Source organism: Paenibacillus hebaui (assembly GCF_051934385.1).
Lineage (GTDB): Bacteria > Bacillota > Bacilli > Paenibacillales > Paenibacillaceae > Paenibacillus.
Genome location: NZ_CP196836.1, coordinates 1339916 through 1354435 on the forward strand (window position 1 = coordinate 1339916; position 14520 = coordinate 1354435).

A 14520-nucleotide genomic window follows, 5' to 3' on the forward strand; every position below is an offset into this window, starting at 1 on the left:
CAGCTAAGTATTCTATAATCTCACAGGTAGTAGGTAGTAAAGATCCTGTTATTGGACAGTGATCATTAAGATCTTACATTAAAGTAAAAAAACTATTTTTTTATTCTGCTATTCATCCTGCGGTTCATAATCGAACCAATCGAACAGGGCCGGCGTACTGTCTTCCGATGGCGCATACCCATACATAGCAACGATGACACCCGTGAAGCCACCCGCCACCTCGGTAGAGAGCAAATGCGTTTCACCTGAACCGATGCGTTGTTCCTCCGATGAGCCTTGCTGAATGGAGAACGTGAATTGTTCGCGGTCCGCATGCACGTTCAGAATCACAGGCCCGTTGTCACAATCCAGAACCTGCTCGGTTCTTAATGAACCGACGGTACGCCGCCATATGATTTTCTTCTGACCGTCCAACCGCTTGATGGCAAGATCATAGTGATACTTCTCATTCATAAACACGGTTAATCCGGCTTCTTCATCATCTACTATCGGTTCAAAATCCAACAAGGCGGCCATGTTGCACAAGAAATGGCTCAAGCGGCGCCCCACAAAGGCCGGGTTACCCCTGTCATTGAGAGAAATAGAGCTTCCATGCAGGACAAGGTGACTCGGATGTTCATTCAGGGACCAGCTCCCGGGAGCTGGATTCCGCAGAGATATCCAGTCCAGACCGAGCGCTGGTTTGTCAAAATGATCCCGGATTTCAGGAGCAGGCCACCGGACTTCGGGCAGCTGCGGGCCTGTCATGACAGGCTGAAGCCGTCCGTTCTCACCGATGATGGGCCAGCCGTCCAGCGTCCAGGTTACGGGCGCCAGAAACGTTTCGCGTCCCAAGTGATGCCGCATGGGGTAGGCTGCCGGACGGAAGCCCAGACATACCGCCCACCAGCTTCCATCCTGGATCTGAACGAGGTCCGCATGCCCGGTAGCATGGATGCTCGTTTTCATGCTGCGATTCGACAGGATCGGATTATATGGACATGGATCAAACGGTCCATAAGGATCAGCGCTTTGCGCAATGGTTTCCATATGCCCGTATTCGGTTCCCCCTTCAGCAATCATGAGATAATAAAAGCCATTTATTTTGTACAGGTGAGGGGCCTCAGGCGCAGCACCACCGGTCCCTTTCCAGATCAATTGGCTCTCTGTCAGCTTGTTACCAGTCAAGATGTCAATCTCACATTGATAGATTCCTTCGCCTTTATCACCGTTACAAGCCGATTGAAAGTATATGCGTCCATCCTCATCAAAGAACAGGGAAGGGTCTATGCCGTCCTGGGCAACATATATGGGAGTGGACCAAGGTCCTTCAGCCTTTCTGCTGCGTACATAGAAGTTGCCGCCCCCGCTCACATTGGTCGTTGCCATGTAGAACCAGCCCTCATAATGACGGAGAGTGGGGGCATAAATGCCGCCCGAACTCCATGCATTTTCGAGTGGAAGTTGCTCTGCGGAAGTGAGCACATGGCCAATCTGGCGCCAATGCACGAGATCCCTGCTGTGAAAGATGGGAACGCCCGGGAAATATTCAAATGTGCTGGTCACCAGATAGTAGTCCTCGTCTACCCGACAGATGCTGGGATCAGGATAGAATCCCGGGATGACCGGATTGGTATAGTTCATCTTGATGTACTCCTATTCATTCCAGAGTTTAACGCGATCCTGGACGTATTGGGTGAAGCCTTTTTCCATTTGTTCGACTCCGGCATTGATCAGCTTTTGCTGATAATCATTCCAGATGCCTTCAAACTCTTCTGGTTTTGACATGACAGCCTGTGGAATCTGTTTCCATGTAATATCCTTCACCTTGTTGGCGATTACGTTGATCTCATCTTCACTCGGCACAGAAATATTCCAAACGGCTCCCCAAGGTTTCACGGGAAAGTCCTTTTCACTCGGGAACAGATCCATCCACGTTTTTGCGTTATAAGCTTTCAGCGTCTCTTTGTCCGCATCGGTATAGTTCTCCACGATCTGTTCCGGGAAGTTCTTGGTGTAATAATTGTCCGTAGAATCCTTTACACCATCTCCATAATGAGCGCCCAGGTTGGTGTAGAAGCCTACGCCGGACTCCCGGCTGAATGCGATATTATCATTCACGATGCGCTCTTGTACATCGGCAGGAACCACCCGTTTGCCATCCTTGATCTCATAGTGCTTGCCTTCAATTCCCCAATTGTTCATCACCTGGCCTTGTTCTGAAGCAAGAAAGTCCAGAAACTGAATGGCCCGAACTGGATCTTCACATTCTGTGGTAATCCCTACACCCCAACCAGCCATAAAACCTGTGGACTGATATCGGTTATCCTTGTATTGATCGGATAGCATAACGGAATAATGGCCATAGGTCTGATCATTTTTACCCGCTGCTTTGAGAGCCTTTTCACCATCTCCATAACCCCAGTCCACATCAGTCAGCCCGATAACGCGACCGGAAGCAATTTTTGCCTGATACTGGTCATTTTTCTGAACAAATGAATCCTTGTCGAGCAGGCCGGTATTATACATGTGATTGAGCCATTGAAAATACTCTTTTTCGCCTTCTGTACGGAAATGGTAGGTGGCTTCGTTAGTATCCGGGTCGATATAATATTCACCATCACCTGATTTGCCCGTGGTCTCCGCAGCCGGATTCGTAACGGTAATTTGAATGTGCCAATCGTCGGCGTTCAGGGATAGCCCAATGTTGGGGTTTCCGTTCTCATCCGTAGGATGCTTTTCCAGATAATTGCGAATGACATTCTCATAATCCTGCACGGTTTTGATCTCCGGATATCCGGCTTCCTTCACGGCGCGGTGCTGGAGCTCGAAGCCACCACCTGCAACGAAGTTGACCCCGTCAATGGAGGAATAGGTAGGAATGACATAGATGGACGGGTCTTCATTGCTGTAGCGCAAACGTTTGATCTGGTCGCCAAACAGCTTTTTGAGGTTAGGCGCATGTTCTTCGATCAGATCGGTAAGATCCAACATTGCCCCGGCATCAACGAGTTTGTCCAGATCTCCCTTGGGACTGATCAGGTCCGGGTATTCACCGCTGGCCGCGATCAAGGCTAATCTTTGCGAAGGATCGGACACAGCGAATTCGGCATTCAAGGTGACGCCGGTTTGTTTGGTGATTTCTTTTCCAACTTCGTCCTGCATATTATTCCAGTTCGGATTGGCATCCGCACCGAAGAAACTGAAAGTCACCGGAGAACTGTCATCTCCACTCGTATTACCGCTGCCTGCTCCCTGATTGCCACTGCTGCATCCAGCCAGCAAACTTAACGAGATTGTAAGTGTAACGGATAGTTTCGAGATTTTTCTTATCCATTTAGCCATATGAACCCCCCTGATCGATCTGTTATATTGGTACCTAGAAACGTCGTAAGGCAAGACTGATCCGTTCTTCAAAGAAGGATTATTCAATTGAATGCGTTTACAATTGTAGGTAGAAAAGAATGCCTGCCTGTCAGACAATCGCATGACGGTTCCGTGTACACCTACCTGATTCGCAGTTCACTTGCTTGCTTACAAAAGGAATTATAACGGCATGAGGAGTTCCATACCTTGATTTTTCGGTCCTGGAGTAGCATGATATAGACGTTCATCCCAAAACGGGTTGTGGAGGTGAAACGAGTGAGCAATGCCTATCTAAGATGGTTTACATCGGATATGCAGTTTCCGTTTTATATTCAATATGGCGGGCATGAGGAGGATACGGAGCTGCACAGGCATGCGGATTTCTCTGAACTCGTCATCGTGCTCAAGGGCCATGCCACACATATAGTCAACAATGAGTCGTTTTTCATCAAAAAAGGAAATGTATTTGTGATTAATGGTTCTACACCACATGCCTACAGGGACCCCCATGATTTTCAGATCTGCAACATGATGTTCAGACCTGAAATGCTGGCTTCCATCGGACCCGATTTGAGAAAATCCAACGGATTTCAGGCGTTGTTTGTACTGGAACCCTTTTATCGTAATATTCATTCGTATGCATCCAAGCTTGCGTTGCCAATCTCCAGTATGGATGATGTGGAATCCTTGATCTCCATTATGATTGAGGAATATCACAACAGATTGCAAGGATATCAGACAATGCTGCTCTCCCGTTTTACAGAGTTGGTTGTTTATCTGTCGCGTCACTACGATACACAGGAGAGGGGGGCGGAGGGCAATCATCTGTTGCATCTGGCCAATGCCATCTCATATATCGAGGATCATTATCTGGAACCATTGTCACTGGAAGACGTTGCAGCCCGATCGAATATTTCGGTGAGACATCTCAATCGCATTTTCCGATCGTATTATCAGATGACACCTCTCTCGTATGTGCATACGCTCCGTCTGGAGAAGGCGTGTAAGTTGTTAAAACAAACCAGTCTCGCGATTACCCGGATTTCCTACGAGTGCGGATTTAATGACAGCAATTATTTCACCCGCCAGTTCACAAAGATGTACGGGATATCTCCCAAAGCTTTTAGGCAAGCTCAATGAGTCAAAATCATGGGAATGGACATCATCCTAATAATCGAAGAAAAGGCCACTTGCATAAGCAGGTGGCCTTTCTAACTATTCAAATCTCTAATTCAATTGCAACCCCGAAATGATCTGAGACGACGGCTCCCGTTTTTCCGTTCAGCACGACCGCTGAAGATTGAACCTGTAAGGGTTTGTTGGAAAAAATATAATCAATCCGCAGTGGTTTGGCGTTACTTTCCCAACCGGCAATGGCTTTAATGACGGTGTGGCCTTCATCACGAGTCCTTGCGTTCAGATAGGTATCCGACCAGCCGGATTGCATGACATAGTCATATCCTTCCCCGCGTACTTCGGCCGCATTGTTGAAATCCCCCATTATAAAAACAGGCGTCGGTGCAAAAGGGGTCAGTATCTCGGTTGTACGGTCCCATAGTTCACGGAAGGGTTCCTCATCGTTCCACCAGTTGTAGTGCCCACTCACAAACCATGCCGACACTCCATCCACCACAGCTTGCACGCCCACAATTTTACGTGAGCGGTAGTTGTCATAGTCCCGCAGCGAAGAAACATATTGGTCCAACGTGTCTGTAATCGGCGTTTTGGACAAAACCGCCAAGCCCTCATCGTATTTGCCAAAACCAATATGTGCAGGGGCCCACGTCCAATAATAGGTATCGGACAATAACCCGTTCAGCACATAAGCGTAATTATCCCGCTTAATGACCAACTCAGGATCAGCACTATAGTAAGCGTGCAAATCGTCCGGCGATAAAGGAGCCTCGTCCATAGACTGGTTCACTTCCTGCATAGCAATGATATCGAACTGCTGCTCATGAATAAAAGCTGCCAGTTGTTTTAGCTTTTCGAGCTGATTTTCTTCCATCCAAGCATGTACATTTAAGGTTAACAATTTCAAAGTAATCACCTGTTAAGTATGTCTTGTATATCTGATTTGATTACATCGGCCTTCGGTCCGTAAACAGCCTGTACCCCGTTATCTACTTTAATTAAGCCCAGAGCGCCAAGCGCTTTCCATGTCTTTTCGTCTCCGACGGCTTCCGTATCCTTCACCGTCACACGCAGACGGGTCATGCAGGCATCGACCTCGACAATGTTCTGTTCTCCTCCAAGCGTTTGGATGATATCTGCCGCCAGTTGATTCTGAGGGGAAAGAGCCGCCACATGACCTGTATCCGAGTCCACGTTATCTGTCCCGGAAGTCTCCTGAGGTTCCTCATCTGTATAATTTCCCAGTCTCCCTGGTGTAGCCATCTGGAATTTGCCGATCATGAAATAAGCGATAAAGTAAGTCACCACTGCAAATACAGCACAAGTCAGCACGAAATTGATAATGTCCTGCACCAAACCCGCGTTGATGGACAACGGCAATCGGGTCAGCAGTTCAATCATACCAAACGAATGTAAACGCAAATGGATGATGTCTGCCAAGCCAAACGCAATGCCGGTAAGAATAGCATAAACCACGTATAGCACAGGTGCTACGAACATAAACATAAACTCCAGCGGTTCCGTTACCCCTGTCAAAAAGACAGCAGCGGCGGCTGAAAAAATCATCGATTTGTATTTGACACGTTTATCCTTGTCTACACGGCGATACATAGCCACAGCCAGTCCCATCAGGATTCCCGCTCCGCCGATCATTTGACCTACCTTAAAGCGGGCAGGCGTCGTGCCTTCCAACAAGCTATTGTAGGCTGCCTGATCGGTACCACGAAGCGCACTCAGATCACTTGCCCAAGCCAGCCACAGCGGGTCCTGTCCAGCAACAACGCTGCCTGCCCCGGAACCTGTAAGCGTCGTGTAAACGCCACCGAGTTGAGTGTAGTTAATAGGAACCGTCAGCATATGGTGAAGCCCAAAAGGAATTAACAGTCTTTCCAATGTACCATAGACAAATGGCGCTACGAATGGAGCCGATTCCCCAGAGGTTGCGAGCCAAATACCAAACTGGTTAATTCCACCCTGGATAAATGGCCAAATGGCAGACATGATCAAACTAATGATAACAGACCATAGAATCACAACAAAAGGAACAAAACGTTTACCGTTAAAAAAGGCTAAAGCGTCCGGCAGCTTGCGGTAATTATAATATTTGTTAAATATTACAGCCCCGACGAACCCGGAGATGATACCGATAAACACGCCCATATTGAGTGCAGGTGCTCCTAAGATAGAAGTGAAATAGCCACTGACCGGAATGGAGGCACCAAAGAGAGTATGGACGGTTGCCCCTTCCTCCGTTAGCATCTTCGAGGATACGCCCAAGATCGTTCCTGTTGAAGTATTGATTAGGATAAAAGCAATTAAGGCGGCGAAAGCCCCGCCAGCTCGTTCCTTGGCCCAGGAACCGCCGATGGCCACTGCAAACAGAATGTGTAAATTGTTAATGATGCCCCAACCCAGGTTTTCCATGACCCCGCCGATGGTCAACCAGATCTGAACATCACCAGCCAGCATGGCTACCACTTTACCGAGCGAAATCATAATTCCCGCCGCTGGCATGACGGCGACTACCACAAGCAGTGCTTTCCCAAGCTTTTGCCAAAAATCAAATGATAGAAGCTTTTTCATTTCTCGATCAATCTCCATCCATGTAGTATGTACAACGTTATTTTTTTGTCTTGCAAATTAATGCAATCGGTTGCACAGTAATTATAATAATATCGCTTTCAATTGGCAATACCCTGAATGGAAATATCTTGAGAATGAGCGGAGGCCTTCTATTAAAAAACCGCGAATTTGTTGATTTTAAACCAATATCGTATGATAGAACATAATATTTCCTGCTTGAGATAGCAAAAGGAGAAGAAGACGATGGCTGTAACCATCAAAGATGTGGCAAAGCGTGCCAACGTTGCTACTTCCACGGTGTCCCGTGTCATTCAAGACAGTCCCAAAATCAGCGAGGCCACCAAGGCGCGTGTCCGTAAGGAGATGAAGGCGCTTGGCTATGAGCCCAATTACTCAGCACAAAGTCTGGCTAACCGTGTGACACAGTCGATTGGCATTATTATGCCAGAATCGGATGTGGAAATTTTTCAAAACCCGTTCTTTCCGGAAAGCCTGCGCGGGATTAGTGAATGGGTGAATGAGCGTAACTATACACTGTCGATTGTCACGGGGAAAACGAGCGATGAATTGCTGTCCCGAGTGAAGCGGACGACACGTACCGGACGGGTTGACGGCTATATTATCCTGTATTCCAAGCAAGAGGATAAAATTGTGGAGTATTTTCATAATGAAAAAATACCTTACACTGTAATCGGCAAACCCCGGCAGTTTATCAGTGAAACCACGCATGTGGACAACGATAACTACCAAGCCGCCAAGGACGTGGTCACGTATTTGATCGGTCTGAATCATCAGCGCATTGCTTATGTTGGAGGAGATCATGAACGGACGGTAAATACCGAAAGAGTCAGGGGTTATCAGGATGCGCTGCGGGAGGCTGATTTGCTTCTTCCAGCCGAGTATATTGTCAGGGAGCCTTTTACCCTGGAGGATATGCGGACGTTATTGCAAGTAACCCCGCCGCCTACCGCTATGATCGTCAATGACGATATTGTAGCGATGGCTGCACAGAAATTTCTGTCCCAACTGGGCGTGTCCATGCCGGAACAGCTTTCCATGGTGAGCTTTAACAATCTAATGTTGGCTGAGCTGATGAATCCCCCTCTTACTTCCGTAGATATTGATATCTTCACCCTCGGTTATCAGGCGGCCAAAAGTCTGATCGAAAAAATCGAAGACCCCAAGGAACTGACCAAACATATCATTGTTCCCCATCGGATCGTAGAACGCGAATCCAGCCAGATGCTACCGTCCTCCGAGAAATGAACCAAAAAACTGATTTTGTGGACATCCATAAAATCAGTTTTTTTTGCGTTGACAGGGCAAGCGGTTGCACTATATACTGAACTCGCTCATATACTGATTTCGTATAACCAAGATTTCATTTTCCGAGAGGGGTACGCAATTATGGTTTATAACCGATTATTTGACGTAGATAACTGGAAACTGACAACCCACACTCTACATAAAACACACATGCGATTACAAGAAAGCATCATGTCTATAGGTAACGGTTACATGGGGATGCGTGGCAATTTTGAAGAGACCTATTCAGGTGATCATCATCAAGGAACATACATCTCCGGTGTCTGGTTCCCCGACAAAACAAAAGTCGGCTGGTGGAAGAACGGCTATCCTGAATATTTTGGAAAAGTCATCAACGCCATGAATTTTATCGGAATCCGTCTGATCGTGAACCGGCAGGAAGTGGATTTATTCACAGCTCATATCAGTGATTTTGTGCAAGAACTGGACATGAAGCAGGGGATTCTGCGACGTGCCTGTACCGTGAATGATCAGGTTCGTATCACCACGGAACGTTTTCTAAGCATAACCACTCGTGAATTATGTCTGATTGATTATCAGGCAACCAATATAAGCGAGCAGCCTCTAACCATTGAGCTTGTTCCTTACCTGGACGGTAATACGAGAAATGAGGACACCAACTATAATGAGGTGTTCTGGATCGAGGAAACACGCGAGGTTCAGGAACCATTGATCAGCTTATCCACAACGACGATCGATAATCCATTTGGTGTTCCTCGTTTTACCATCAACGCTACCATGGGTATTGTGACCGAGGGACAGGATCATCAGACGACAGAAGAAGGCTTTTTGTATGCTGCACGCCACTATCAATATACCGTCGCCCCTGGCGAGAGTGCTCATTTGCAAAAAATCGTGGCGGTTACCACTTCACGTGACATGGAAAAGGATGCGTTGATGCCACAGGCTGAACGTCTCGCCGTGGAAGCCATGAACAAAGGATATGCTTTGCTGAAGCAGGAGCATATCGCGGCTTGGGCCGGACGTTGGGACAAAGCCGACGTTGAAATCGAAGGTGATACGGAGGCCCAGCAGGGAATACGTTTTAACATATTCCAGCTGTTCTCTACGTACTACGGTGAAGACGCCCGCCTGAACATCGGACCAAAAGGCTTTACGGGTGAGAAATATGGCGGTGCCACCTATTGGGATACGGAAGCGTACGCTGTACCGATGTATTTGGCGCTAGCAGATCCTGACGTGACTAAAAACCTGTTGTTATACCGCTTCCATCAGTTGGAGGGTGCCAAACATAACGCGGCGCAGCAAGGTCTTCGTGGTGCACTGTATCCGATGGTCACCTTTACGGGTGTGGAGTGCCATAACGAATGGGAAATTACCTTTGAGGAAATTCACCGTAACGGAGCCATCGCGTATGCCATTTACAATTACACCAACTATACGGGCGACTCGACCTATTTACGGGAGTATGGAATAGATGTACTGGTCGAAATTAGCCGTTTCTGGGCGGATCGAGTTCATTTTTCCCATCGCCATCAGCAGTATATGATTCACGGGGTTACCGGACCGAACGAGTATGAGAATAACGTCAATAACAACTGGTATACCAACATGCTGGCTGCATGGGTTTTAAAATATACGTTATCGGTCTTGCCTGAAATTTCTTCAGAAAAATCGGAGGGGCTGGCTGTTACCGAGGATGAGCTTGCGCATTGGCAGGACATCACCAACCGCATGTACTATCCTTACGATGAGGAACGGGGCATATTCGTACAGCATGATACTTTTTTGGATAAAGATTTACGCCCAGTATCCTCCCTTGATCCAAGTCATCTGCCGTTAAATCAGAAATGGTCATGGGATAAAATCCTCCGTTCTTGCTTCATCAAGCAGGCGGATGTATTACAGGGTCTGTATTTCTTCGGAGATCAGTTCACGCTGGAGGAAAAAGCACGTCATTTTGCATTCTACGAGCCGATGACTGTTCATGAATCCAGTCTGTCCCCATCGATTCACGCTGTGTTGGCTGCCGAGCTCAAAATGGAGGAAAAGGCAGTGGAGATGTATAAACGGACAGCCCGGCTGGATCTAGATAATTATAATAACGACACCGAGGACGGACTGCATATTACTTCCATGACGGGAAGCTGGCTGGCGATTGTGCAGGGTTTTGCCGGCATGAGAACGTATAACGAAACGTTGAGCTTTTCTCCTTTCCTGCCGCAGGGCTGGAGCAAATATACGTTTAAAATCAACTATCGTGGTCGCTTGTTAAGTATTCTTGTACAGGAAAATGAAGTGATCATTACGCTGTTGGACGGAGAACCCCTGGCGCTGGAGCTGTATGGACAGCCAACGCACATTGCGAATGGGCAGCCGTTAATGGCGAATAGTGTCTCATAATATGGGAGGACAAGGTGGGAGCATAATGAAGGCAGTAATTTTTGACTTGGATGGTGTAATTACAGATACCGCCGAATATCATTTTCAGGCATGGGAGAGCTTGGCGGCAACATTGGGTATTCCATTGGATCGGGAATTTAATGAGCAGTTAAAAGGGATCAGCCGCATGGAATCGCTCGACAAAATTTTGGCGCGGGGTGAAGCGGGCGCATATACTGTTGAGCGTAAGCTGGAATTGGCTACACAAAAAAACACCGAGTACCAACGGCTCATTTCGGCGGTGACCCCTGCAGATGTACTGCCAGGCATCCATGCACTTCTGGTGGAACTGCGCGAAGCAGGAATCGGGATCGCATTGGCCTCTGCGAGTAAAAATGCAGCATTTATACTGGAACGGCTGGAGCTGACGCATTATTTTGACAGTGTGGTAGATGTTACTGCTATCCGGCATGGCAAGCCTGACCCGGAAATTTTTCTCACCGGAGCGGCCAATCTGGGCCTTCAGCCTGCCGAATGTATCGGTATAGAGGACGCGCAGGCCGGAATCCAGGCGATCAAGAGTGCCGGGATGTTCGCAGTCGGCGTAGGAACGCCCTCGCAAATGCAGGATGCCGATATCGTGGTAGCTTCTACCGCCGAGCTGTCTTTGAGGATGTTGGAGGATTGTTTTAGTGAGTTTGTAAAAAAGGGAGCTTTATAATAATGAATGATTGGCTGGTGGACTAATAATCCACCAGTTTTTTTATTTATCTTAGGGGAGATCAACGAATGGTCTCATGCTGTGGTTCATAACTTTCACGTCGCATGGACAAACTTCATCGTGTTTTTAAAGTATTTTAATCGATTTTGCGGAGTGAAATTTTCGTGTTCCACCACAGATACATTTTCATCCATGTTCTTTATACTTTAGCGGGTTCCTGATACCAAAATAGGGCATAGTCGTTCATGACGGATGCATGGCCTAACTGACGCAACATGGTAGATATATTGCCTCTGTGATAGCTTCCGTGATTGACCAGGTGCAGCACCATTTCCGACAGGCGGGTTTGGCGGATTCCGGCGAATGGATTGTCCAGCAGCACCGTTTGCTCAAGATTATCCTGGCTTTGGAACCATTCGCTGTACTGATCCGTTAACCGTGCAAAAATCTGGATGTATTCATCCACAGAACCCAGAATATTCTCGTTTAAAGGCATACATGCTTGCAGCGTTTCCCGCATATCCATGCCAGTCAGAACCAGGTACCACATTTTATCCCACGACATAGATATGGTTCAGCGCATGAGTGAGAGTAGGGAACGAGCTGTTTACTTCCTCATTCAGTACAGAGGGCGGGAGTTCCTTAATTCTGCCCAGGATCGTTTGGTTGGCCCAGGTGTGGTAGTTATACATTTGGTCTGGATTGGTTATAAAATGATTATAAAAAAAGAAGTATGACAACAGATTGTTATACTTCCTCATAAAGTTGGAGCGCGCTTCGAAGTTGTTGTTGTACGATCCCTCGCAGTTCAAGAGGTTCAAGGACTTCAACCCGACTACCCATGCTCAGCAGAAAAGAACAGAGCCATCTGGCTTCCAGCGGTTGATAAACCGGAAGGCACATCGTCATACTTCCATCGTCATGAAATTGTTTATCCGCTTGGTGAAAATGATCCATCGCCTCTGCTAACGCCTCCGGGCTCACCCGAAACACCACATCACGTACCTCATTTTTCCATTCCCTGTTAGACAAGGCAGTTTCTTTTGGCACATCAAGATGCGGCTGAAAGGATTCTTCCGTCAGGGACATGTTCATCATCCGGGACAGTCGAAATTCCCGATAATCTTCCCGTGTTCGGCAAAATCCATAAACATACCAGTTTCGATATTTAAAGTGAAGTTTCACCGGTTCCATCTCCCGGGTTGTACGTTCATTTTTTTTATTAATGTAATCAAAACAGATGATTTTACGCTCCATAATGCCCGTGCGCAAATCACGAAGGGCATCCGGATGTGTACGGTGGGTTTCCAAGTCCACTGCCAGGCTTGATGTGGACTGCTGTGTTCCTACCGTTTTCAGGCGCTCAATCGTCCCTTGGGCACGCGCGTCTTCAAACACGGAGGAGAGGCTGCCAAGCACGGTAATCAGGGCATCGACATCGTACGAGCCGAGTAGGCTTTTATCCATTTTGTATCCGTCCATCATGCCATATCCGCCCTTATGTCCTTGGAACGATATGACTGGGAAGCCAGCAGCACAGATGACATCGACATCCCGATAGATGGTTCTTGGGGAAACTTGAAATTCTTCGGCCAGCTTGGAGGCAGACAACACTTCATGATTCAGCAGCTTGTAGATGATCGAGATCAATCGCTCCAACTTCATATATAATCCCCACCTGTTATTCCATTTTGTATCACAGGTCATTATTATATCATAGCGTTGTTTCTGATCCGTAGGCTCCGTGTGAGGATATAAACCAGGGTGATTTTTACGGTATGGAATCTTGGGGCAAAGGTGTGTATAAGGAAATTTGAAATTACGGAAACCTGGGACCGACTGGAAGAGCATCTGGGTCAGGTGAAGTAACAGAAAGTGTCAGAAATAAATAAAGGGATGTCCCACACGTCGTAAGCATGGCGGGGACATCCCTTTTTGGCGTTATTTGAGTCTAACGGACCGAGCACGCGCTATTCGCTGCCATTTGCACAGGTCTGAGGTTGAACGAATCACAGAGACGTTGAGCTATTCCTCCTGCACATTATAAAGCACTCGAGCGAGAAGGCCTTGCCCATAGTTGCCAAAATGTTTGCCAAAGATCGTCAATCCCCGTTTGTTTATTGGTCCATCGGTAGCGGCAATGCGGAAGTGTATATCGCTTTTGTAATCCAGTCCGATCTCGTTCAGGGTTACATCCGAAATGCGGCATCCATCGATATAGCTGCCTTCCTGCGTGATGCGGATGAGCTTCAGCATCCCGTATTGATTCAGATGCGGCGGCCACCAGTCCGGGTTGAACGTGCCGCGTGTATTGCCAAAATCTCCTGGGCTAGTCCAACATCCAATCTCGATTCCGTTGACATAGAAATATATATCCGAAGGGTAATTGTCACAATATCCCGGCGCTTCGGAGCCTAGCTCCATCGATAGTTGAATCTCGCTAAACGACTGATTTGGCTTGAGGTAGTTAGGAATCCGGTATTCCAGATAACCTTCTGCCAGCCAAATCATCTCCGCGTCAATCCGCAGGGGATCCGCAAAATAACGCGGATCATCAAATTCCCCAACAATACTATCCCGGGTGGCGAGACCACAAGTGGGTGCCGCTTGATAATCGCTGTAATGCCCCACCTGGATTTCCACTTCATAACGGTTGCTAATCTCCTGAGAACGCAGATCCACCATCAATTTTTCCTCATTGAGATAACAGATCTTCTGAATTCCGTGTTTACCGACCGCAGTGTTGATCTCGATCAAGCCACTTTCCTCGAGCTTTTTGATATGCATCGTAATGGCGCCATTGCTTAGACCCAGTTTGATTGCCAGATCATTGAGGTTAAGGCTCTGATTTTTGGCCAGTAGCTGAATGATCTGAATCCGAATTTCCGAACTGAGCGCTTTGAAAATATTCACACCCGACATCAGATCTTTAATATAAATCATAGGTGGTTTTCCTTTCCCCGTTCTGAACAAAGCCGATGTAAACTCAGGGCTTTTGTACATGTATATGTTTTATTTTAGACAATTATAAATGATTAGCTGATGGAAGGGAAGGGCAGAGAATTTGC

Annotated in this window: 10 protein-coding genes and 2 pseudogenes; 5 read left to right on the forward strand and 7 right to left on the reverse strand. The window is 47.3% G+C overall.

The window, feature by feature from the left end; genetic code table 11:
* Positions 1-108 precede the first annotated feature (108 nt).
* Together ACR32F_RS05890 and ACR32F_RS05895 are read right to left on the reverse strand one after the other, a co-directional pair.
* Complete coding sequence (locus ACR32F_RS05890) at positions 109-1623, reverse strand: glycoside hydrolase family 43 protein (RefSeq protein WP_440117050.1); 1515 nt, start codon at positions 1621-1623, stop codon at positions 109-111.
* A 12-nt stretch (positions 1624-1635) separates the two neighbouring features.
* Positions 1636-3324 (reverse strand): ABC transporter substrate-binding protein, encoded by a 1689-nt coding sequence (locus ACR32F_RS05895; RefSeq protein ID WP_440117052.1) that lies wholly within the window; start codon positions 3322-3324, stop codon positions 1636-1638.
* 297 nt (positions 3325-3621) lie between these two features.
* Here ACR32F_RS05895 and ACR32F_RS05900 point away from each other — a divergent pair, with 297 nt between their 5' ends.
* Positions 3622-4485 carry a helix-turn-helix domain-containing protein gene (locus ACR32F_RS05900; protein ID WP_440117054.1) on the forward strand — a complete coding sequence of 288 codons (864 nt, stop codon included), beginning with the start codon at positions 3622-3624 and terminating at the stop codon, positions 4483-4485.
* A 79-nt stretch (positions 4486-4564) separates the two neighbouring features.
* Here ACR32F_RS05900 and ACR32F_RS05905 read toward each other — a convergent pair whose 3' ends face one another.
* Both ACR32F_RS05905 and ACR32F_RS05910 read right to left on the reverse strand, forming a co-directional pair.
* Positions 4565-5386 carry an endonuclease/exonuclease/phosphatase family protein gene (locus tag ACR32F_RS05905; RefSeq protein ID WP_440117056.1) on the reverse strand — a complete coding sequence of 274 codons (822 nt, stop codon included), beginning with the start codon at positions 5384-5386 and terminating at the stop codon, positions 4565-4567.
* Between the two features lie 5 nt (positions 5387-5391).
* Entirely contained in the window at positions 5392-7062 is a 1671-nt protein-coding gene (locus ACR32F_RS05910) for a PTS transporter subunit IIBC (RefSeq protein ID WP_440117058.1), read from the reverse strand.
* Between the two features lie 243 nt (positions 7063-7305).
* Between ACR32F_RS05910 and ACR32F_RS05915 the strand changes: the two genes are divergently transcribed.
* From ACR32F_RS05915 to pgmB, 3 genes are all read left to right on the forward strand, one after another.
* A complete protein-coding gene (locus ACR32F_RS05915; protein ID WP_440117060.1) occupies positions 7306-8328 on the forward strand; it encodes a LacI family DNA-binding transcriptional regulator in 1023 nt (340 codons plus the stop codon).
* A 141-nt stretch (positions 8329-8469) separates the two neighbouring features.
* Positions 8470-10752, forward strand: coding sequence for a glycoside hydrolase family 65 protein (locus ACR32F_RS05920; RefSeq protein ID WP_440117062.1), 2283 nt, complete (start codon positions 8470-8472; stop codon positions 10750-10752).
* Between the two features lie 25 nt (positions 10753-10777).
* On the forward strand, positions 10778-11452 hold the full coding sequence (pgmB, locus tag ACR32F_RS05925) for a beta-phosphoglucomutase (protein ID WP_440117064.1): 675 nt from the start codon (positions 10778-10780) through the stop codon (positions 11450-11452).
* Between the two features lie 199 nt (positions 11453-11651).
* Here pgmB and ACR32F_RS05930 read toward each other — a convergent pair.
* Positions 11652-12213: pseudogene (locus ACR32F_RS05930) on the reverse strand (DinB family protein).
* Positions 12200-13117, reverse strand: coding sequence for a helix-turn-helix transcriptional regulator (locus ACR32F_RS05935; RefSeq protein WP_440117066.1), 918 nt, complete (start codon positions 13115-13117; stop codon positions 12200-12202). The pseudogene ACR32F_RS05930 and the gene ACR32F_RS05935 overlap by 14 nt, the downstream one beginning before the upstream one ends.
* An 80-nt stretch (positions 13118-13197) precedes the next feature.
* Between ACR32F_RS05935 and ACR32F_RS05940 the strand changes: the two are divergent.
* A pseudogene (locus ACR32F_RS05940) lies at positions 13198-13266 on the forward strand (SRPBCC domain-containing protein); the annotation flags it as partial.
* A gap of 211 nt (positions 13267-13477) precedes the next feature.
* Here ACR32F_RS05940 and ACR32F_RS05945 read toward each other — a convergent pair.
* Positions 13478-14395 carry an ArsR/SmtB family transcription factor gene (locus tag ACR32F_RS05945; protein ID WP_440117068.1) on the reverse strand — a complete coding sequence of 306 codons (918 nt, stop codon included), beginning with the start codon at positions 14393-14395 and terminating at the stop codon, positions 13478-13480.
* Positions 14396-14520: the final 125 nt, after the last annotated feature.